This window comes from Alsobacter sp. P4_H11 (assembly GCF_056400925.1).
On sequence record NZ_JBFUKI010000008.1, the window covers coordinates 1 to 19963 of the forward strand.

25 protein-coding genes and 1 pseudogene are annotated in these 19963 nt (G+C 70.7%); 20 read left to right on the top strand and 6 right to left on the bottom strand.

Annotation, left to right across the window (positions count from 1 at the left end):
* Window positions 1-343: 343 nt before the first annotated feature.
* The gene (locus AC1DSZ_RS15115) at window positions 344-1453 is read right to left on the bottom strand and encodes a DUF2336 domain-containing protein (protein ID WP_476839175.1); all 1110 of its coding nucleotides are present in this window, start codon (window positions 1451-1453) and stop codon (window positions 344-346) included.
* A gap of 223 nt (window positions 1454-1676) precedes the next feature.
* On the opposite strand from AC1DSZ_RS15115, the gene AC1DSZ_RS15120 reads away from it, so the two are divergent.
* Together AC1DSZ_RS15120 and AC1DSZ_RS15125 are read left to right on the top strand one after the other, a co-directional pair.
* Window positions 1677-1865, top strand: a complete 189-nt coding sequence (locus tag AC1DSZ_RS15120; protein ID WP_188516820.1) for a hypothetical protein — start codon at window positions 1677-1679, stop codon at window positions 1863-1865.
* 313 nt (window positions 1866-2178) lie between these two features.
* Entirely contained in the window at window positions 2179-2937 is a 759-nt protein-coding gene (locus AC1DSZ_RS15125) for a hypothetical protein (protein ID WP_476839176.1), read from the top strand.
* Window positions 2938-3094: 157 nt separating this feature from the next.
* Here AC1DSZ_RS15125 and AC1DSZ_RS15130 read toward each other — a convergent pair whose 3' ends face one another.
* The 3 genes from AC1DSZ_RS15130 to AC1DSZ_RS15140 are packed head-to-tail and all read right to left on the bottom strand — an operon-like array spanning window position 3095 to window position 6560.
* Window positions 3095-3676 (bottom strand): DUF1254 domain-containing protein, encoded by a 582-nt coding sequence (locus AC1DSZ_RS15130; RefSeq protein ID WP_476839177.1) that lies wholly within the window; start codon window positions 3674-3676, stop codon window positions 3095-3097.
* Window positions 3673-4317, bottom strand: a complete 645-nt coding sequence (locus AC1DSZ_RS15135; protein WP_476839178.1) for a DUF1214 domain-containing protein — start codon at window positions 4315-4317, stop codon at window positions 3673-3675. Before AC1DSZ_RS15135 ends, AC1DSZ_RS15130 begins: the two co-directional genes overlap by 4 nt.
* A gap of 8 nt (window positions 4318-4325) precedes the next feature.
* The gene (locus tag AC1DSZ_RS15140) at window positions 4326-6560 is read right to left on the bottom strand and encodes a transglycosylase domain-containing protein (RefSeq protein ID WP_476839179.1); all 2235 of its coding nucleotides are present in this window, start codon (window positions 6558-6560) and stop codon (window positions 4326-4328) included.
* 302 nt (window positions 6561-6862) lie between these two features.
* On the opposite strand from AC1DSZ_RS15140, the gene AC1DSZ_RS15145 reads away from it, so the two are divergent.
* The 10 genes and pseudogenes from AC1DSZ_RS15145 (at window position 6863) to AC1DSZ_RS15190 (ending at window position 14529) form a co-directional block, all read left to right on the top strand.
* Entirely contained in the window at window positions 6863-7378 is a 516-nt protein-coding gene (locus AC1DSZ_RS15145; protein WP_476839180.1) for a YcgN family cysteine cluster protein, read from the top strand.
* A 202-nt stretch (window positions 7379-7580) separates the two neighbouring features.
* Complete coding sequence (locus AC1DSZ_RS15150) at window positions 7581-8048, top strand: hypothetical protein (RefSeq protein WP_476839181.1); 468 nt, start codon at window positions 7581-7583, stop codon at window positions 8046-8048.
* The gene (locus tag AC1DSZ_RS15155; protein ID WP_476839438.1) at window positions 8017-9261 is read left to right on the top strand and encodes a DNA-packaging protein; all 1245 of its coding nucleotides are present in this window, start codon (window positions 8017-8019) and stop codon (window positions 9259-9261) included. Before AC1DSZ_RS15150 ends, AC1DSZ_RS15155 begins: the two co-directional genes overlap by 32 nt.
* 146 nt (window positions 9262-9407) lie before the next feature.
* Window positions 9408-10784, top strand: coding sequence for a phage portal protein (locus AC1DSZ_RS15160; protein WP_476839182.1), 1377 nt, complete (start codon window positions 9408-9410; stop codon window positions 10782-10784).
* Window positions 10785-11042: 258 nt separating this feature from the next.
* Complete coding sequence (locus tag AC1DSZ_RS15165; RefSeq protein WP_476839183.1) at window positions 11043-11345, top strand: hypothetical protein; 303 nt, start codon at window positions 11043-11045, stop codon at window positions 11343-11345.
* Between the two features lie 5 nt (window positions 11346-11350).
* Window positions 11351-11500 (top strand): annotated as a pseudogene (locus AC1DSZ_RS15170) (phage portal protein); the annotation flags it as partial.
* A 695-nt stretch (window positions 11501-12195) separates the two neighbouring features.
* Complete coding sequence (locus AC1DSZ_RS15175) at window positions 12196-12399, top strand: hypothetical protein (RefSeq protein ID WP_188516829.1); 204 nt, start codon at window positions 12196-12198, stop codon at window positions 12397-12399.
* Between the two features lie 108 nt (window positions 12400-12507).
* The gene (locus AC1DSZ_RS15180) at window positions 12508-12702 is read left to right on the top strand and encodes a hypothetical protein (protein WP_476839184.1); all 195 of its coding nucleotides are present in this window, start codon (window positions 12508-12510) and stop codon (window positions 12700-12702) included.
* A gap of 170 nt (window positions 12703-12872) precedes the next feature.
* Complete coding sequence (locus AC1DSZ_RS15185) at window positions 12873-13232, top strand: HK97 family phage prohead protease (RefSeq protein ID WP_476839439.1); 360 nt, start codon at window positions 12873-12875, stop codon at window positions 13230-13232.
* Window positions 13233-13266: 34 nt separating this feature from the next.
* Window positions 13267-14529: a phage major capsid protein gene (locus tag AC1DSZ_RS15190; RefSeq protein WP_476839185.1), complete on the top strand. Its 1263-nt coding sequence runs from the start codon at window positions 13267-13269 to the stop codon at window positions 14527-14529.
* Window positions 14530-14703: 174 nt separating this feature from the next.
* On the opposite strand, the gene AC1DSZ_RS15195 is transcribed toward AC1DSZ_RS15190, so the two are convergent.
* Window positions 14704-15447 (bottom strand): S1 family peptidase, encoded by a 744-nt coding sequence (locus tag AC1DSZ_RS15195; RefSeq protein WP_476839186.1) that lies wholly within the window; start codon window positions 15445-15447, stop codon window positions 14704-14706.
* 81 nt (window positions 15448-15528) lie between these two features.
* On the opposite strand from AC1DSZ_RS15195, the gene AC1DSZ_RS15200 reads away from it, so the two are divergent.
* From AC1DSZ_RS15200 to AC1DSZ_RS15230, 7 genes are all read left to right on the top strand, one after another.
* Window positions 15529-16095, top strand: coding sequence for a head-tail connector protein (locus AC1DSZ_RS15200; protein WP_476839187.1), 567 nt, complete (start codon window positions 15529-15531; stop codon window positions 16093-16095).
* The gene (locus tag AC1DSZ_RS15205) at window positions 16095-16427 is read left to right on the top strand and encodes a phage head closure protein (protein WP_476839188.1); all 333 of its coding nucleotides are present in this window, start codon (window positions 16095-16097) and stop codon (window positions 16425-16427) included. The genes AC1DSZ_RS15200 and AC1DSZ_RS15205 overlap by 1 nt, the downstream gene beginning before the upstream one ends.
* Window positions 16424-16831: a DUF3168 domain-containing protein gene (locus tag AC1DSZ_RS15210; protein WP_476839189.1), complete on the top strand. Its 408-nt coding sequence runs from the start codon at window positions 16424-16426 to the stop codon at window positions 16829-16831. The genes AC1DSZ_RS15205 and AC1DSZ_RS15210 overlap by 4 nt, the downstream gene beginning before the upstream one ends.
* 15 nt (window positions 16832-16846) lie before the next feature.
* Window positions 16847-17257, top strand: a complete 411-nt coding sequence (locus AC1DSZ_RS15215; RefSeq protein WP_476839190.1) for a phage major tail protein, TP901-1 family — start codon at window positions 16847-16849, stop codon at window positions 17255-17257.
* Between the two features lie 282 nt (window positions 17258-17539).
* Window positions 17540-17872 carry a gene transfer agent family protein gene (locus AC1DSZ_RS15220; protein ID WP_476839191.1) on the top strand — a complete coding sequence of 111 codons (333 nt, stop codon included), beginning with the start codon at window positions 17540-17542 and terminating at the stop codon, window positions 17870-17872.
* Entirely contained in the window at window positions 17869-18120 is a 252-nt protein-coding gene (locus tag AC1DSZ_RS15225) for a rcc01693 family protein (RefSeq protein ID WP_476839192.1), read from the top strand. Before AC1DSZ_RS15220 ends, AC1DSZ_RS15225 begins: the two co-directional genes overlap by 4 nt.
* A 175-nt stretch (window positions 18121-18295) precedes the next feature.
* Window positions 18296-18835 (top strand): phage tail tape measure protein, encoded by a 540-nt coding sequence (locus tag AC1DSZ_RS15230; RefSeq protein ID WP_476839193.1) that lies wholly within the window; start codon window positions 18296-18298, stop codon window positions 18833-18835.
* Window positions 18836-18977: 142 nt separating this feature from the next.
* Here the strand turns inward: AC1DSZ_RS15230 and AC1DSZ_RS15235 are convergent, their stop codons facing one another.
* Window positions 18978-19220: an HP1242/YdcH family protein gene (locus tag AC1DSZ_RS15235; RefSeq protein WP_476839194.1), complete on the bottom strand. Its 243-nt coding sequence runs from the start codon at window positions 19218-19220 to the stop codon at window positions 18978-18980.
* A 98-nt stretch (window positions 19221-19318) separates the two neighbouring features.
* On the opposite strand from AC1DSZ_RS15235, the gene AC1DSZ_RS15240 reads away from it, so the two are divergent.
* A complete protein-coding gene (locus tag AC1DSZ_RS15240; RefSeq protein WP_476839195.1) occupies window positions 19319-19963 on the top strand; it encodes a phage distal tail protein, Rcc01695 family in 645 nt (214 codons plus the stop codon).

Below are 19963 nucleotides of genomic sequence, written 5' to 3' on the forward strand. Positions count from 1 at the left end.
GACGGGAGGGTGGCCCGGAGATCGTGCGCAACGCCCGGTGTATTTGCCGCGCACTCTCGTKCGCCYCGCCGTCATTGCGAGCCGGAGGCGAAGCAATCCAGCCTAAAGGGCCGGCGTTAGGCTGGATTGCTTCGCTGTCGCTCGCAATGACGGGAGGGTGGCCCGGMSRTCGTGCGCAACGCCCGGYGTATTTGCCGCGCACTCTCGTKCGCCTCGCCGTCATTGCGAGCCGGAGGCGAAGCAATCCAGCCTGAAGGGCCAGCGCTAGGCTGGATTGCTTCGCTGTCGCTCGCAATGACGGGAGGATGGCCCGGCGATCGTGCGCCAGGGCGTTTCGACGCCCTTAGCTGACGCGGCGTTGGCCGGGGAGCGCGGGGGCGGAGGCGGTCGTCTGCGCGGCCGGTTGGCGGGGGCGCTCGGCGGCGTCGCCGCGGGGCGGGTAGGAGGCGGTGCGCGTCTTGGAGGGCTGCAGCCCCAGCATGGCGGAGACCAGGCGCTCGGCGGCGCCGGGCGAGACGCGGCGGGTGAGCTCCACCAGCGCCTGGACGCGCTCGGTGGAGTGCCCCACCAGCGGATCGCGGAACATGAAGATGCGGGTGCAGACCTCGTCCGGCACGCCGAGCGCCACCAGGGCGAGGCCGAGCGCCTCGCCGCTGCGGTCGGCCAGCAGCATGCGGACTTTCTGCGGGCTGGCGCCCAGCGCGAGGCCGAGCACCTGCGCGAAGGTGGCGCCGTCGTCATAGAGCGCGGCGGTTTCCAGCGAATGCACGATCTCGTCGGACGGGGCCGGGCGGCGGCGCGGCGACAGGCTCGCGGCGCGCTCTGCGTCCTCGGTGATCTGGCGACGTGCCACCTTGTCGGCGGCCAGGAACAGCACGCCGCGGTCCGCGCCCGAAAGGTCGCCGCGCGCCAGCAGGGCGGCGCCAAGGGCTTCCTCGTCGCGGGCGCGCTCGAGCAGCACGTCCAGGATGTCGGCCGGCAGGCGCAGCGCCGTGTTGGCCGCCAGCGTGACGTCGATCAGCGGATCGCAACGGTCCAGCAGCAGGCGCACGAGATCGGGATCGAGATGGGCGCGCGCCGCGACGGCGGCTGCCATCACGCGGTCTCCGACCGCCGCATAGGTGATCTGGGTATGGGCCGGCATCCAGCGCGCGTCCGCCAGCAGGATGCGCGACGCGTCGTCGTTGCGCGCCAGAATGGCGTTGCCGACCTCCACGGGTGTGCCCGGGTAGCCGGCGAGCTTGCACGCCACCACCAGGGCGGTGTCGAGATCCACCTGGCCGGCCAGGGTGCCGCCGATCTCGCAGAACTGCGCCGCCTCGTCGCTCGAATGCACCGGCACCGAGATATAGAGATCGGTGAGCACCCGCAGCAGCACGGGCTTCATGTCGAGCCCTTCCTCGCGCGCGATCGCGAGCAGACCATGCAGCTCGGGCGGTGTGATGCTGGACATGCGGGAACGCCTGAGAACGGAGGGCAACCGCGGCAGGCTAGGGCCGTCATCCTTAGCGGCGGGTTAATGCAACGGCCGAGCTTTGGTCGGTCCGCGTGCCAAAAAGCACATACTCGGCGGCTAGAATGGCGTTGACTGCCCTCAAGGTAAGACTCCGTTAACCAAGAGAAGCTTTTCTCACCCATGCCGCAATCGGCGGTTGGAGAGCGATAGGAGGAGTGTGATGGGTCGCGTCCTGCATTTCCAAGCTCCCGCCCGCCCGGCGCAGGAAGCCACCGAGAACCGGACTGGCGCCATGTGCCAGATCCTCTTCTTCACCGGCGTGCGCTACGAGCGCCACGCCGAGCCCCAGCACGACCCGCAGCAGCCGGACGCTACCACCCGCCGCCGCACGCGCCGCCGCAGCGCCTGACTATATGGGCCGCGATCCGCGTCCGGCGCCCGCAACGGCGCCGCCTGCCGAGACGCGGGCCCTGTCTGGATCCCCTAGCCGGTCGACGCTCTCCGTCGACGCCGCGCCCTTCACCCTCCCCTTGAGGAGGAGGGTCGCCGCGCAGCGGCGGGGTGGGGTGGTGCCTGGCGAAAACCTGCGACTCAAAAATTTATCCGTCGCCCACGAGCCAGTCCCCGGCTTCACCCCACCCCGCCGGCCGTTGGCCGTCGACCCTCCCCCTCAAGGGGAGGGTAGGGGCTGCGGCGTTTCGCGGGTGGTTGCGGCGCTCTTGATGACGTGCCTCGTCGCCGCTTGCTCGGAGACGGGCGATTTGGGGCGGCCGAAGCCGACATTGTGGGGGGATACGATTTCGCCGCTGTCCGGCAAGGCGTTCGCGGCGATGCGCGGCGAGGCGGTGTCGCTGGCGCTGCTGACCGATGACGAGCAGGAGCTGCGGGCGCGGGCTTATCGCTTCCTGATGCCGGCGCGCGAGCGCTGGTTCTTCGACAGGACGCTGGCCGAGCTCGCGGCGGACCGGATCGTCCGGCGCGACCTGCTGCCGGCTTCCGAGGAAGCCTATTTCCAGGCGCTGATGCTGGACCTCGATCGCTCGCCCCGGGCTCGCTACCAGCGGCTGCGCGAGGATGTGGAGAACGACCGCGAGTTGATCACCGTGTTCGCCGCCGTGGTCTGCCGCGTCGCCGAGATGGACAAGGTGCGGCTGCAGGCGCTGAGGGCGATCCCCGCAGAAGAGACCTTCACCCGCGCCATGGCGGTCGCGCGCGTCGCCGAGAACGAGATGCTGGCCCGCTGGGTGGAGGAATCGGTCGACCTGCGCCTGCGCGGCTACCGCTTCGCGCTGGAGCGGCTGGTGGTGACCAGCCCGGACAAGGACGCCATCCGGGCCGAGCGCACGCTCGACGCCTTCGAGGGCTATCGCGGGCTGACGAGCCGCTGCATTGCGGCGGGACGGGGAACGATCACGGTGACGTCGGGCGCGAACGGCGCGCGGTTTCTGCCGCGCACCGAGGCGGAGTTGCCGCCGAAATAGAGCGCCCGCCCAACACGGACGCGGCCCTTCTCCCCCCGGGAGAAGGTGGCCCGAAGGGCCGGATGAGGGACTAGCGGGTTCTCGTCTGGCGCCAGTCCCTCATCCGTCTGCTTCGCAGCCACCTTCTCCCGGGGGGAGAAGGAACCCGCGTAAAATCCTAGCTTTTCTTCATCGGCGGCAGCGCCTCCGGCCTGCACTGGGCCGTCCTGAGATGCGCTTCGGCGTCGGCCGCGGCGCCGTTTTCCGGCGCGAGGGCGCGCAGGATCACGAAGCCGGTGCGGTCGGGCGAGACGAGGCGCAGCTCGCGGACGGGCTCGTCCTCGGGGTCGTTGTTCTGCAGGGCCTCGAGCTGCGGCTGCGTGACGATCACCACGTCCATGAGGCCGCGCACGGCGCTGCGGTCCGTGAGCGCGTAGAACACGCCGCCCATGCTGCGGTGAAAGCCCATCGACAGGAAGATCTCGCCCGCATTGGCCTGGACCCGGACCGGGCCCGACGCGAGATCGTAGCGGCACACGGCCGTCGCGGTGGCGGGATCGCGGAAAGGCAGGGGGTTGGGGCCCGGCAGTGCGGCGGGCAGGAGCTTCACCACGTGCCGGTCCGCGAAGGCGGCGAGGCGCGCGTCGGCGTTCTGGGCCGCGAAGCTCGGCAGCGCCAGCATGGAGGCGAGGTGCACGATGGCGGCCAGCACCAGGCCGAGCAGCCCCACATAGGCGGCGCGCTTCAGGGACCCGCTCACGTGCAGGCTCCCCGCTCGATGCGCGGCACGGCGGCGGGGTCGATGCGCGAGCCGACGACGCTGACGGGCGTGTCGTAGAGGCGCAGCGCGAGATCGAAGCGGCCGTCGCCGCTGAGCGGCAGCCAGTTGCCGGGCCGCGCCTCCCGCGAGGCCTCGATGGCGAAGAGGCCAACGGCGTCGCGCACCACTTCGGCGGAGGTGAAGCCGTAGCGCCCGGCCGGATTGTCGAGCAGCAGGCCGGACGGCGTCTGCGCCGTTAGCGTCCAGTAGCGCGCCTGCGGGGTGCGGCCGTGGATGCGGTAGGAGCAGCGCGCGATCAGCGGGTCGCCGGCGCTGTCGCGCCGCGCCGTGAACACGAGCCCTTCGCCGAGCCCGAGTGGCGCCTCGCCGCTGCGCGCCACCGACGCGCGGGTGTAGGGATCGGCGTCCAGCGCGCCGGTGCGCGGCCACGCGGTCCAGGGGCCCGCCTCCACGGCGCCGAACGACACGTTGCGGGCCACCGCGAACCAGGTCGCCCCGAGGCCGCCGACGAGGCCGATGGCCAGCACGGCGAGGACGGACGGGAGCAGGGTGCGGCGGCGGGGCCGGGAGGCCTCGGCCTGGAGGGCGGCGCGCGGCGCGCGCAGGGCGAAGTCGGTCATCGGCGAGCTTACTGCGAGGCGATCCGGCCGCCGACGGAGCGGACGGGTTCGACGGCGGCGCGGCGCGGCTGCGCCTCCGGCTCCAGGAAGGCCGAGTTGGCGCCGCGGCGGGTGGAGAGGGTGCGGAACAACGTGTCGATGCCGCCGATGGCCTCCAGCGCGCGAGGGTTCAGCACGGCCGGACGCTGCGCGCCCAGGACCTCGAAGGGCTTGCCCTCGCCATTGGCCGCGACGGCCGCGCCCTTCGGCTCCGCGATGGCGGGAATGCCCGGGATCGGCTTCAGCTCGACGCTCTGGTGCGCGGGCGCCATCATCTCGTGCCAGGTCATGGCCGGCAGCGAGCCGCCCGTCATCTTGTTGGTGGACTGGTAGTCGTCGTTGCCGAACCACACGGCCGCCACGAGGTTGCCGGTGAAGCCCACGAACCAGGCGTCCCGGTAGGCGTTGGTGGTGCCGGTCTTGCCGCCGACGCGCACGCCCGGCAGCATCGCCTTCTTGCCGGTGCCTTCCTCCACGACCTTCACGAGCATGGAATTCATGTCGGCGATCACGTTGGCGTTGATGATCTGCCGCGGCGGCGGCAGGTCGCGGTCGTGGCGGAAGATAACGTCGCCATGCGAGTTGCGGATCTCCACCGTCGCGTAGGGGTCGGCCCGCTTGCCGCCATTGGCGAACACCGCATAGGCGGCCGTCATGTCCATGACGGTGACCTCCGCGGCGCCGATGGGCAGCGACACGGTGTCGGCCAGCGGCGTGTTCAGCCCCATCAGCCGGCAGATCTCGATGATGCGGGCGCGCCCGGCCTTGTTGTTGTCGCCGCCGATGGCGGAAGCGAGCTGCACCGGGATGGTGTTGATGGACTTCGCCAGCGCGGTGGAGAGCGGCATGGAGCCCGCATAGCTGCGGCCGTAATTGTTGGGGCACCAGTTGCCGATGCACACCGGCCGGTCCGTGACCGTGGTGGTGGGCTTGAACTTCCCCGTCAGCAGCGCCGCCGTGTAGACGAACGGCTTGAACGAGGAGCCCGGCTGGCGTAGCGCGTCCGTGGCGCGGTTGAACTGGCTGGCGCCGTAGTCGCGCCCGCCCACCATGGCGCGCACGGCGCCGTCCGGGTCCATCACGACGGTTGCGCCCTGCTTGGCGTCGTAGCTGTCGCCATACTGGCGCAGCATGGATTCCATGGCGGTGTCGGCCTGCTTTTGCACCTGCAGGTCGGCGGCGGTGCGCACCGTGAGCACGCGGTCGGAGCCGAGCTTGCCGTCGTCCGACAGGCGCTTCACCTCCGCGAAGGCCCAGTCGAGGTAGAAGTCCGGGCTCGCCTCGCGCTTGCGGTCCACCGGCGTCGCCGGGTTACGACGCGCCGCATAGACCTGGCCCTCGGTGAGGAAGCCGGCGTCCACCATGTTGGAGAGCACGTCCGCCGCCCGGGCGCGGGCGGCCGGCAAGTTGTTGTGCGGCGCGTATTTGGTCGGCGCCTTGAACAGGCCCGCCAGCATGGCGGCCTCGCTCAGGCTTACGTCCTTGATCGACTTGCCGAAATAGAACTCCGCCGCCGCCTGCGCGCCGAAGGAGCCGCCGCCCATGTAGGCGCGGTCGAGATAGAGCTTCAGGATCTCGCGCTTGGAGAGGTGGAACTCCAGCCAGAGCGCCAGGAAGGCTTCCTTGATCTTGCGCTCAAGCGAGCGCTCATTGGACAGGAACAGGTTCTTGGCCAGCTGCTGCGTTAGCGACGAGCCGCCCTGCACCACGCCGGACGCGCGGGCGTTCACCGAGATGGCCCGCATGGTGCCGATCACGTCGATGCCGAAATGCTCGTAGAAGCGCCGGTCCTCGGTGGCCAGCACGGCCTTGATGAAATGGTCCGGGAAATCGTCCAGCGACACCGAATCGTCGTGCCGGATGCCGCGCCGGCCGATCTCCTGGCCGTAGCGGTCCAGGAAGGTGACGGCGAGGTCCTGCTTTTTCAGCCAGTCGTCGCCGCCCACCTCGCGAAACGCCGGCAGCGCCAGGGTGAGCATCACCAGCAGCCCGCCGACGCCCAGCGTCAGCGCCTCGTCGACGAGCTCGACGCCGACCCGCTTCGCGCCGCGCACCTGGAGCCGGTCCATCGCGTCCGAGTAGCGCGCATAGAGTTCGCCGAACTTGCGGCCGCTCTCGTTCAGCGAGAACGCCGTCCAGGAATCGAACGCCTCGAACCCGCGCACGATTCGCCGCCAGATCGAGCTCTTGCCGCGAAACTCCACCGCTACCGTCCGCCTTCGACCCGCGCCGCGCCACCCGTTTACACTCTAGCAACGAAAACCCGGCCGCGCGAGATCGGGTTGCAGAACGCACCCCGCACGCTTTCGGCGTAGTGAAGGCAGCGGGCGTGACACCCTCGCCGCAGGGATCGGATCGCGAGTCTTCCGGCTCGCATGCTCTCAGCCGCCGCAAGGAGCAAGCCTGAAGGCTCACGGTCCGGCAGGAGCGTTTCCTGTCATTGCATCCCTGTTCCGCGCCTCCGGCCGCATGGCGGGGAGGGGCGGCGGGTGCTATGGAGCCGGCGATGACGGATGACGCCACCCCTCCCGCCGCGCCGTTCTGGCGCACCACCGCGCTGGACGACATGACGGCCGAGCAGTGGGAAAGCCTGTGCGACGGCTGCGGCCGCTGCTGCCTCGTGAAGCTCGAGGACGAGGACACCGGCCAGATCCACGCCACCGACATCAGCTGCAGGCTGTTCGACGCCGGCGCGTGCCGCTGCCGGGACTACGAGAACCGCACCAGCGTGGTGCCGGATTGCGTCGGCCTCACTCCGCACGAGGTGCGCACGCTGCCGTGGCTGCCGCCGACCTGCGGCTACCGGCTGGTGGCCGAGGGCCAGGACCTCGCCTGGTGGCACCCGCTGGTGTCGGGCACGCCGGACACCGTGCGCGAGGCCGGCGTTTCGGTGCACGGCAAGGTCTTCGCCGGCGAGGACGAGATCGCGATCGAGGACGTGGTCGACCGCATCAAGCGCTGGCCGCTGCAATGGCCCAAGGGCGCCAAAACAGGCGTCAAGCCCGACCCCAAGTCCCGCTGATCCTACGGGCCGCGCCCCGGCGCGCCGGCATGCTTTCCAGCATCTCACTCGAACTAGGAAAAACATCCTTGACAGCGTAACGCTCCGTGGATAATATGGCTTCATTCTCCAGAGTTGCGAGCGGACGAAGCGGCCAGGTTCCTTGGCCAACCGCGGCCGGGTCTTCTTTTCGAAGGCGCGTCTTCATAGGAGCATTTTCAGCATGACGTTGCCAGCCAACAGCAAACCGAACAGCCGGGACAGCCTGGGCCCGGACGCGCCCGACACCCTCTCGGCCCGCCGCCTTCCGGGCTACCCCGCTCCAACCAGCCGCAAGGAGGCGCTTTTGTCCCGCCTCTGGGCCGCGGCCGAAACCCAGGTGACCAAGATCGAGCAGCGCAGCCGCGACATTCCGGGCGGCGGCAACCTCGAGCACGAGGCCAAGGCGCTCGCCGTGCTCTGCCGCGTGCTCAAGGAGCTTCCCACCGAAGAGGACATCGCCCGGGACAAGGCGCGCGCGGAACCGGAGATCGACGATGGAGACCGCGACGCCGACGAGTTCCGCGAAGAGCTTGCGCGACACCTTTCTCGAATTGCACAAGAACGGGGAGCTGCACTCGCTCTTGAGCAAGGCGAGCCCGGGGATCCTGCGGCACTGGATGACGAGCTGGGACCTTTGGGGCCGGCCTGACCAGCAGCCGCCCGCGGCCGCGCAGGGCGGTGGACCCTGGTCGGTGTGGCTCATCCTGGGCGGCCGCGGCGCGGGCAAGACCCGCGCCGGGGCCGAATGGGTGAGGGCGCTGGCCACCGGCCGCAAGCCGGTGAGTCGCATCGCGCTGCTGGGCGAAACCTTCGCGGACGTGCGCGACGTGATGGTGGAGGGGCCTTCGGGCATCCTCGCCGTTCACCCGCGCGACAAGCGGCCCCGGTGGGAATCCTCTCGCCGCCGGCTCGCCTGGCCCAATGGAGCGGTGGCGCACGCCTTTTCGGCCGAGGACCCCGAAAGCCTGCGCGGCCCCCAGTTCGGGGCCGCCTGGCTGGACGAACTTGCCAAGTGGCGGCAGGCCCGCGAGACCTGGGACATGCTGCAATTCGGCATGCGCCTGGGCGACCGGCCGCGCCAGCTCGTCACCACCACGCCGCGGCCCTTGCCGCTGCTGAAGGAGATCCTGGCCGATCCGCACACGGCGGTGTGCCGGGCCTCCACGGCCGCCAACCGGGCGTTTCTGGCGCCGGGCTTCATCGACATGATGGCGCGCCGCTATGGCGGCACGCGGCTCGGCCGGCAGGAGCTCATGGGCGAGATCCTGGAAGAGCGGCAGGACGCGCTGTGGAGCCGCGACCTCATCGAAAGCTGCCGAGAGGCCGAGGCCCCGGCCGGGCTCACCCGCATCGTCGTGGCCGTGGACCCGCCGGCTTCCTCCTCCAAACGCGCCGACGCCTGCGGCATCGTGGCCGCCGGCCTCGACGCCGACGGCGTCGTGCACGTGCTGGCCGACGCCACGCTGGCGGGCGTCCGCCCGGCCGCATGGGCGGCGGCCGCTTGCGCGCTGGTGCGCCGGCTCCAGGCCGACGCCCTCGTGGTGGAGGTGAACCAGGGCGGCGAAATGGCCCAGGCCGTGCTCGCCGAAACCGGCCCCGGCGTGCCGGTGACGCCGGTGCGCGCCACCCGCGGCAAGCACCTGCGGGCCGAGCCGGTCGCCCATCTCTACGAACGCGGCCGCGTCCGCCACGCCGGGAGCTTTCCCGATCTGGAGGACGAACTCTGCGACTTCGGCCCCACCGCGACCGGCTTCGGCCTCTCCAACGGCCGCTCGCCCGACCGCATGGACGCGCTGGTCTGGGCCGTGACGGCCCTTGCCCTGGGGGCGAAGGCGGCGGAGCCCAGGGTGCGGCGGATGTGAGCGCCTCCCTCTCCCGCCTGCGGGAGAGGGGCAGGGGTGAGGGCGCCTCAGCCGCTCCAAGATCGAACATCGAGACCGCGCGAACCACCCTCACCCCTGCCCCTCTCCCACGTCGTGGGAGAGGGGTTCTACCCAGGAGAACCCTCATGTCATCCTTGCTGTCGCGCCTCATGGGGCGCGCGGGGCCTTTGGTTGCGCCGGCGGCGGCGCCGCAGGCGAAATCCTCGCGCACGGGGCCGCTGATCGCTTTCCCCAGCCTGGGCCGGCCCGTGTGGACGCCGCGCGACTATGCGGCGCTGGCTCGCGAGGGTTACCAGCGCAACGCCGTGGTGTATCGCGCCGTCCGCATGGTGGCGGAGGCGGCCGCCAGCGTGCCGCTGCTGGTGTATCGCGACGGGCGCGAGGAGCCGGACCATCCGCTCGCCCGCCTGCTGGCGCGGCCGAACCCGCGCGACGCCTCGGCGGCGCTGTTCGATGCGCTGTATGGCCACCTGCTGGTGGCCGGCAACGCCTATCTGGAGCTCGCCAGCGTGCGTGGCGAGCCGCGCGAGCTCTATGCGCTGCGGCCGGACCGCATGAAGGTGGTGCCCGGGCCGGACGGCTGGGCTCAGGCCTACGACTACACGGTGGGCGCCCGCACGGTGCGGTTCCAGCAGGAGGGCGACAGCCCGCCGCCGATCCTGCACCTCACACTGTTCAACCCGCTGGACGACCACTACGGCTTCGCCCCCACGGAGGCGGCGGCCGTGGCGCTCGACATCCACAATGCCGCCGGCGCCTGGAACAAGGCGCTGCTGGACAACGCCGCCCGGCCCTCCGGCGCGCTGGTCTATGCCGGGGCGGCGGGCATGAACCTGTCGGACGAGCAGTTCGATCGCATCAAGGAGGAGCTGGAGGCGAGCTTCCAGGGCGCGGCCAACGCCGGCCGCCCGCTGCTGCTGGAGGGCGGGCTCGACTGGAAGCCCCTCTCCATGACGCCCAAGGACATGGATTTCATCGAGGCCAAGGCGGCGGCCGCCCGCGAGATCGCGCTCGCCTTCGGCGTGCCGCCCATGCTGCTCGGCCTGCCGGGCGACAACACCTACTCGAACTACGCCGAAGCCAACCGGAGCTTCTGGCGCCAGACCGTGATCCCGTTGGTGACCCGCACGGCCGCGAGCCTGGCCCACTGGCTCGGCCCCGCCTACGACGGCGCGCTGCGCTTGGAGCCCGACCTCGACGGCGTCGACGCCCTGGCCCCCGAGCGCGAAGCCCTGTGGGCGCGTGTGGGAGCGGCGGGGTTCCTCACGGATGACGAGAAACGCGAGGCGGTTGGGTATGGGGCGAAGAGGGGCGCGAAGGCGCTCGACCCGGCTGCTGAGGGTGTAGGCGGGGGGATCGGCGATCTCACGGGGGCGCCGATTGGCGGCGGCGGAGGCGGCGCTTGGCAGAACCAGCCGCGCGTGCCGGCGGGAGAACCGGATGGAGGGCAGTGGACGAGTGGCGGTGGTGGGCTCGGAAGTTTGTCGGCCATTGGCGGTTGACTTCTGGGCGCATCGGAAATCGACCGCACGAAAATCGCGGCGATATGGCACGATCTCGAACAACTCGGCGGGGGGAAACCTACGTTCCAACGGACACCAAAAGGTGCGCAGCAGTGGATATTTCCGAATGGCGGTATTATACGGTTCGATTTGCTGCCCGGCCAATATTTGGATCGTCAGGCTCCACACATAAATTTACAGGGATTTCCAAGTCAACGTGGCACAAGACACATCAATCTAAAGTAGTGGAGGTTGGAAATGGCCTGGGACATGAACCAGCTTGAGGACGCAGCTTACAGCTTTTTCGAGAAAGGAAAATATGATCAGGCCCGCGAGATCTATCTTGTCATGGGGGATGGGGATCCTTCACTAGACGCTGGTTACCTCGCCCATCGAATCGGCCTTAGCTACGAAGCTGAGGGCCGCCTCATGGAGGCGAAATACTGGTTCAACCGTGCTGTTGAGGAAAATCCGACGATCGCTCTCTACCTCGAGGCTGCAGCCAAATACAAGGTATTCTATCCAGATTCAGTCAAGGCGATCCTCGGCGATACGCTCTGACCCAGAAGGCGGCGGCCGCCCGCGAGATCGCGCTGGCCTTCGGCGTGCCGCCCATGCTGCTCGGCCTGCCGGGCGATGACACCTATTCCAACTACGCCGAGGCCAACCGCAGCTTCAGGCGCCAGACCGTGCTCCCGCTCGTGACCCGCACGTCGGGTATTGGTCGCGGATTTAAGGTGCATTGGCAATGAACATGAACAAGATACACCGTACTGGTGAATTGACCATAGCTCAGACTTAAGAAGTCGCTCACGGTTACCTCCGATACGGCCTCACCGGTCTATGGGAAATCGTTAGCACGGGCCGCGGAGGGTTTGAACTCACCGACGGCGACCTACGCGAGTTCGTTGCGCTTTACGTATACGCAATCGTTGCCCATGGAGGCATAGTGATCGAGGGCGCAAACGACGACGTCCATTATTGGCGGGCGGCTCCCTGATATGGAAAAAAGCCCGAAGATGTCGCGCAGGTCGTCACCGCCGAGTGGATCGCCCAGGGCGAGCCGGACATCCCCGGTTATGAAGGCATCGCGTTCGCCTTGCCGAGCTACCTCGACAGTCCCGAAAACCGGCGCGACTGGCCGAAGCCAAAGGTCGAACTGCCCGCGTAAACTCCCTCGACATCCGCAACGCCGCCGGGGGCTGGAACAAGGCGCTGCCCGACAATGCGGCTACGCAGCCGCACGATCTAAAATCCAGACGAGATGGATCTCGTAGGGGCAGACGCGAAAGCGTTCTAAGCGCACCTCCTGTCTGCAACGCTGCGTACTCCCCCCAGCGCCCCGGCCCTCGCCGTTGGGCGCTTTTTGCGTTCCCCCGGCCGCGCGCGGCCCCATCCCAAGGAGGCCCCGATGCCGCCCCTTCTCGATAGCCCCCTGATCCTGAGCCTGCTCGGGCGGGGAGACCTCGCCGACCTGGCGCTCTTCCTGTGGGCCAGCGGCGCGTCGGCGGCCGTGGCGCTGCTGCTGCGCGAGCTCTCGGCCGCCAACCGCCGCTTCGACGGCTTCGTGCGCGAACTGCACCGCTTCAACGCCCGCGCCGACCGGCGGGACTGATCGCGCGCTGGACCGCGGGCCTCCGGCCCGCTCTGGCGCAGCGGGCCGGAGGCCCGCGGTCCGGGCGCTCGCATTTCATCAAGTTTTTTCAGCACCAAAGGATTTCCCATGCTGTCGTTTCTGTTGCGACGCGCCGCCCGCGGGGCGGACGCGAACGAGACCCTGACGGCGCAGGCCGGCGGGCCTCAACCCGAGCAGGTCATCGCCGCCTTCGTGCAGACGCTGGCGCGGCTCGACCCGTGCGGATCGGCCTCCACGCCGCGCCGCCGGCCGCGCGCCGTGGCGTCGGCGCGCAAGGGCTGACCGCGATGGCGCTCAGCACCCGCTCATCGCTGCCGCCGTTGCGGCCGCCGCCCCGGCCGCCGCCGCCCGTGGAGGTGCGCGACGGCCGTCTGGGGCTGGCCCCCCTGTCCGCCGCGGGCGTGTTCGAGGGCTACGCCAGCCTGTTCGGCGTGGTGGACCTCGGCCGCGACATGGTGATGCCCGGCGCCTTCGCCGAAAGCCTCGCCCGGCGCGGCGTCTCGGGCGTGCGGCTCTTGTGGCAGCACGATCCGGCCGAACCCATCGGCGCCTGGACGACCTTGCGCGAGGACGCCCGCGGCCTGTTCGCGCGCGGCCGGCTCAACCTGGGCGTGGCCCGCGCCCGCGAACTGGTCGCCCTGATGCGCCAGGGCGCGGTGGACGGGCTCTCCATCGGCTTCAAGGTCGGCGGCGCCCGCACCGACCCGCGCTCCGGCGTGCGCCGGCTCCACAAGGTCGACCTGTGGGAGATCTCGCTCGTCACCTTCCCGCTGCTTCCGCAAGCCCGCGTCGCCGCCGTTAAGGCGCGCTGAGGCTTCTTTTCCCTTCACCAGCAAGGACCTGCCCATGACCCACGCGACGCCTTCCTATGAGACCAAGCACGCTTCCTCGGACGCCCAGGCCTTCGAGGAGCTGAACCGGGCCTTCGAGGCCTTCCGCGAAACCAACGACCAGCGCCTCGGCGAACTCGAGACGCGGCTCTCCTCGGACGTGCTGGTCGACGAAAAGCTCGCCCGCATCGACCAGGCGCTGGACGAGGCGCGCCGGCGCATCGACGCCGTCGCCCTGAAGGCGAGCCGCCCGGCGCTGGGCCGCGACGAGCGCGAACACGCGTCCGGCGCCGCCGCCGAGCACAAGGCGGCGTTCGACCTCTATGTCCGGGCCGGCGAGAGCGCCGGGCTGAAGTCGCTGGAGGCCAAGGCCCTGTCCGCCGGTTCAGGCCCGGATGGCGGCTACCTCGTGCCGCCGCCGGCTGAGCGCGAGATCCTGCGCCGCATGGCGCTGATCTCTCCCATTCGCGCCATCGCGTCGGTGCGGGAGATCTCCACCGGCGCGTTCAAGAAGGCCTATTCCACCACCGGCCCGGCCTCCGGCTGGGTGGCCGAGGCGGCGGCGCGGCCGCAGACCGCCAGCCAGGTGATCGCCGAGCTGAACTTCCCCGCCATGGAGCTCTACGCCATGCCGTCGGCCACGCAGACCCTGCTGGACGACGCCGCCGTGAACATCGAGCAGTGGATCGCCGACGAGGTCGAGACCGTGTTCGCCGAGCAGGAGAGCGCGGCCTTCGTCAATGGCGACGGGGTCAACAAGCCCGCCGGCTTCATGGCCGCCCCCAAGGCGACCGTGGCGGCCTGGACCTGGGGCAAGCTCGGCTACCTCGCCACCGGCGTGGCGGGCGGCTTCGCGGCGTCGAGCCCTGCCGTCAACCCAGCGGATGTCCTGGTGGACCTGGTCTACTCGCTCAAGGCCGGCTACCGCCAGAACGCCAGCTTCGTGCTGAACCGCCGGACGCAGGCGGCCATCCGCAAGTTCAAGACCAGCACGGGCGACTACATGTGGCAGCCGCCCACCGCCATCGGCCAGCCGGCGACGCTGCTGAACTTCCCGGTGGTGGAGGCCGAGACCATGCCGGACATCGCGGCCGACAGCTTCGCGGTGGCGTGCGGCGACTTCCGCCGCGGCTACCTGGTGGTGGACCGCGTCGGCGTCCGCGTGCTGCGCGATCCCTACACGGCCAAGCCCTACGTGCTGTTCTACACCACCAAGCGCGTCGGCGGCGGCGTGCAGGACTTCGACGCCATCAAGCTGCTGAAGTTCGGCGTGGCGTAACCCCCTCTCCCCGAAACGGGGGAGGGCCGGGGTGAGGGTGGTCCCGCCGCTCCCCTCATCCGACCTCGCTTCGCTCGGCCACCTTCTCCCCGTGCCGGGGAGAAGGGAAGAGCGGCGCCGCGGCCGCGACGCGCCCCCTCTCCCCGGCACGGCGAGAGGGCTGGAGTGAGGGCCTTAACGCCCCCAGCCCGCCAGAGTCTTGCCGATCCAGGCGCGTTGCGGGGCGAGGAGCACGCCTTGCGTGAGCGCGCCGCACTTCGCCTTGCCGGCGCCCTCCGCCCAGGCCGTGATCGCGCCGAGCGATCCGTCAGGGGCGAAGATCGGCCCGCCGGAATCGCCCGTGCACGCGCCCCGGCCGGGGGTGGGGCTCTTGAGCCAGACCAGGATCGTGCTCGGCCCATAGGGCTCGATCACCGGCAGCGCGGCTGCGCGGAACTTGCCTCCCGTGCGCGGGTCGCCCTCGTCGGCGAGGCCGTAGCCCGCCACCGTCCACGTCTCGCCTGCCGCAGGGCGCGAAGCCTCGCCAAGCGTCGCGGGCGCGAAGCCGGACGGCAGCGGCGCGGCCAGGCGCACCAGCGCGAGATCGATCGAGCGACGGCGCGCCTGCGCGCCGCCCTTGTCGTATTGCGGGTGCACGGCGACAGCCTGCGGGGCGAGCAGCACCGGCGCGTTGGCGGCGTCGCGGATCATCACCCGGATCTCCTTGCCGGCGACGCAATGCGCCGCCGTCAGCACCACGTCGGGCGCCAGCACGGCGGCCGAGCAGAAGCCCTGGCGCTCCACCACCATCACGGCGTGCGGCGCGAAACGCGGCGCGGGCTCGCCCAGCACCACCGCGCCGGCCGGCGCCGCCGCGGCCCCGATCCCGAACGCCGCCGCGGCGGCGACCGCCAATCGACCTTGCAAACAGAAGCGCATCTTCGATCCCCGTTCCGAGCGCCGCGACATCGCACGGCAGCGCCCGGAACGGAAGCGATCCCACAACCCCGGAGAACGCCCATGGCGCTCATTCTCGCTGCCGCTCCGGCGGCCGAGCCGATTTCGCTCGCCGAACTGAAGGACTGGCTCAAGATCGACGCCACGGACGAAGACGCCCTGCTGGCCGCCGTCATCGCGGCGGCGCGGCTCGGCGTGGAGGCGGCGTCCGGCCGCAAGCTCGTCACGCAGACCTGGCGGCTGGTGCTGAACGCCTGGCCGCCGTCGCCCATCGCCTTGCCGGTTGCGCCCGTGCAGGCCGTGCCGGCAATCCGCGTCTTCAACGCCGCCAACGTGGCCGCCACGGTGTCGACCGCGCTGTACCAGTTCAGCGGCGCGTTCAACCCACCGCAGCTCGCGCTGCTGGGTCCCGTTCCGGCCCCGGGCCGCCCGCTCGCCGGGATCGAGATCGACATCACGGCCGGCTACGGCGCCGCCGCCACCGTCCCTGAGGCGCTTCGCATGGCGGTGCGTCTCTTCGCGGCGCACCTTTACGAGAACCGCGGCGACGGAGCGCCGGGCGTCGTCCCGACGCCTTTGCCGCCTGCGGCCGCCGCGCTGGTCGCGCCGTACCGCCGGGCGAGGCTGTGATGGCCGCGCCCGCCAGCATCGGCCAGTTCAGGCGTCGGCTGACGCTCGAAAAGCCCACCGAAACGCCCGACGGGGCAGGGGGCGTGCGCCGCACCTTCGCGGCGGCCGCAACGCTGTGGGGCCGCATCGACCCCGTTGGCGGCGAGGACGACATCCGCGCCGGCGCGCTGGGCCAGAGCGTCACGCACCGCATCGGGCTGCGCTGGCGCGCCGGCGTGGACGCCTCCATGCGGCTGCGCCTCGGCGCAAGGCTCTTCCTGATCCGCTCGGTCTGGGACCCCGACGAGCGCCGCCGCCGGCTCGTGTGCCTGTGCGAGGAGGTCAAGCCGTGAGCCATCCCATCCTGGCCCTGCGCACCGCCGTGCGCGCCCTGCTCGTGGCCGACCCGGCCCTGACGACGCTGCTCGGCGGCCCGCGCATCTATGACGAAGCCCCGCGCGGGGCCGAGCCGCCCTACGTCACCTTCGGGGAGGCGAGCGCCAAGGACTGGTCCGCCGGATCGCTGAACGGCCGCCAGCACGCGCTGGCGCTGGTCGCCTGGTCGAGCCAGGGCGGCGACGCCGAGCTGCTCGCCATTCTGGAGCGCATCGCCGCGCTGGCGGCCGACCCGCCGCTCGCGCTCGACGGCCACCGCCTCGTGCTGCTGCGCGTCGCCGCCGAGGAGACTGCCCGTCCCGACAAGGCCGGCATCCGCCGCGCCGTCATCCGCCTCGCGGCCCTCACCGAGCCGCTCTGATTTTTGGAGAACCCCATGGCCGTCCAGAAGGGCAAGGACCTGCTGCTGAAGCTCGATGACGGAACGGGCGCCTTCGTGTCCGTGGTCGGCCTGCGCGCCCGCCAGATCTCGTTCAACGCCGAAGCCGTCGACGTCACCCACGCCGAATCCGCCGGCCGCTGGCGCGAACTTCTCGCCGGCGCCGCCGTACGCCGCGCGGCCGTGAGCGGATCCGGCGTGTTCCGCGACGAAGCCGCCGACGCGCTGGTGCGGCAGGCGCTGTTCGACGACCTGATCCGCGCCTGGCAGATCGTGATCCCGAGCTTCGGCATCGTGCAGGGCCCGTTCCACATCGCCAACCTCGACTACCGCGGCGACCACGCCGGAGAGGTGACCTTCGACCTGGCGCTGGAAAGCGCCGGGGCGCTGGCTTTCACGACGATCTGATGTGGTTCACTCTCAGAGCGTTGGCGCGCCCCTTCTCCCCCCGGGAGAAGGTGGCCCGAAGGGCCGGATGAGGGCCTAGCGACCAATCATTAGGCTCCATGCGCCGCGCCCATCGCCCGGCGTCAGACCCTCATCCGTCTGCTCCGCAGCCACCTTCTCCCGGGGGGAGAAGGATCGCGCCTTTCGCTTCGGGACGCGGGTTTGTCGCCGCAGCCACCTTCCGCCTCAAGGGGAGGGTGAAGGGCGCTTCGCGCCTGCGCGAGCTTCGAAATGGAGGAACACATGGCCAATGTTCATCGCGGCGACGCCGAGGTCGTGATCGGCGGGCGGCGGTTCACGCTCAGGCTGACGCTGGGGGCGCTGGCCGAGTTGGAGGCAGCGTTTGCGGTAGACAATCTGGATGCGCTCGGGCGGCGTTTCGCCTCCGGCCGGCTCGGCTCGCGCGATCTCGTGCGGCTGCTGGGGGCGGGCATCCGGGGCGGCGGCGTTCCGCTGGGCGACGACGAAGTCGCGGCGCTGCCGCTCGTCGAGGGGCTGGAGCCGGTGGCGGACGCGATCGCCAGCATGCTCGAAGGCTGTTTCAGCTCGGGCGGGGACGCTTCGCCCCGCCCTTGAGGGCCGCAGGACGCCGATCCGACCACCCGGATGGGGAGCCCTCCCGCCCCTTCCCGTGGTCCGAGGCCATGGCTTTTGGGCTCGGCGTCCTGCGGCTTTCGCCATCAGAATTCTGGGCCACGACCCCGCGCGAGCTCGCGGCCGCGGCCGAAGGCGTGTTCGGCAAGACGAGAGGCGGCGATGCGCCTTCGTGCGCTGATGTGAGAGCGCTGATGCGCCAGTTCCCGGATTTGGGCGCGGGCTTTTGAGCGCGATCCTTCTCCCCCCGGGAGAAGGTGGCCCGACAGGGCCGGATGAGGGTCTGGCGGCTGGGCATCCAGGCTCATTCAGCTCCAACGCCCGGCTTTTAGTCCCTCATCCATCGGCTTCGCCGACACCTTCTCCCGGGGGGAGAAGGACGCGCACCACCATGGAGCCAGATCGATGACCACGCAGGATTTTGCTACCCAAGAAGCGCAGCTCACGCGGCTGGACGGGCTCGCGCAGGCATTCGGCAAGTCGATCACGGCGGCCTTCGCCAAAGGCGCGACGGACGGCAAGCGCTTCGAGGACGTGCTGCGCGGGCTCGGGCTGAAGCTGCAGGACGTCGCCCTGAAGGCCGCCATGAAGCCGCTGGAAGGCCTGCTCACGAGCGGGCTGTCCAACCTCTTTGGCGGCGTCGGCGGGTCGTTCGGCCGTGGCTCCGCGCCCGTGCAGGCCTTCGCGGACGGCGGAGTGGTGCGGGCGCCGACTTATTTCCCGCTCGGGCAGGGTCTGGGCCTCGCCGGCGAGGCTGGGCCGGAGGCCATCCTGCCGCTGGCGCGCGGCCCTGACGGCGCCCTCGGCGTCCGCACAGGCGGCGGGGGCGGGCGCTCCGTGACGGTGAACATCTCGACGCCCGACGCCGAAAGCTTCCGCCGCTCGGAGGCGACCGTCAGCGCCGCCATCGCGCGCGCGGTGGCGCGGGGACAGCGGGGGTTGTGAGGGGGCGTCGAGATGCGCGCGTCCTTCTCCCCCCGGGAGAAGGTGTCAGCGCAGCTGACGGATGAGGGAATAACGGCTCAAGCTAGACCCTCATCCGGCCCTTTGGGCCACCTTCTCCCGGGGGGAGAAGGGGCGCGCTCCCTCAGGCCGCGGTGCGCAGCATGGCGGCGATCTGGTCCTTCAGCTTGAGGCGCTTTTTCTTCAGCGCTTCCAGCACGGCGTCGTCCACGGGCTCCAGGCCGGCTTCGATGCGGTGGATCTCGCGGTTGGCGGCGTCGTAGCCCTCCGCCAGGTGGGCGAAATGCGCGTCGCCGATCTTGAGGCGGCTGATGGCCGCCGCGGCGTTCGGGAATTCTTCGTGCAGGCCGTGGGGGACGTGGGTCATCGGGACCTCCCTTTCGTGGATGGCCCCAGATGACGCCCGGCCGCGCCGATGCGCTTTGCGCGAGGTCAAGGCGCCTCATGCAACCAGAGGAGACGCCGATGCCGGCCCCTTTCCATGAGGTGCGCTTTCCGGTGGATGTCGCGGTGAAAAGCCGCGGCGGGCCCCGCCGACGGACCGACGTGGTCGTCACCGGCTCGGGCCGCGAGGAGCGCAACGCCCGCTGGGCGCATGCGCGGCGGCGCTACGACGCCGGCTACGGGGTGAAGACCCTGGCCGCGCTGGCCGCCGTGGTGGCGTTCTTCGAGGAGCGGCGGGGCAGGCTCTATGGCTTCCGCTGGCGCGACCGGCTGGACGACCGCTCCTGCGCGCCCGGCGCCACGCCCGGGCCGCTGGACCAGCCGATCGGAACCGGCGCGGCCGGGCAGGCGAGCTTCGCGCTGGCCAAAACCTATGGCGCCGCCTTCGCGCCCTATCGCCGCCCGATCCAGAAGCCCGTGGCCGGCAGCGTCCGCGTGGCTGTGGCGGGCGCCGAAAAGGCGGCGGGCGTCGACTGGGACCTCGACGCCGCGACCGGCCTCGTGACCTTTCGGCCCGGCAAGCTGCCGGCGCCGGGCGCGGCCGTGACGGCCGGCTTCCTGTTCGACGTGCCGGTGCGCTTCGACGCCGACGAACTCATCGTCGATCTCGCCGCCTTCGAGGCGGGCGAGATCCCGTCCGTTCCGCTGATCGAGATCATCCCCTGA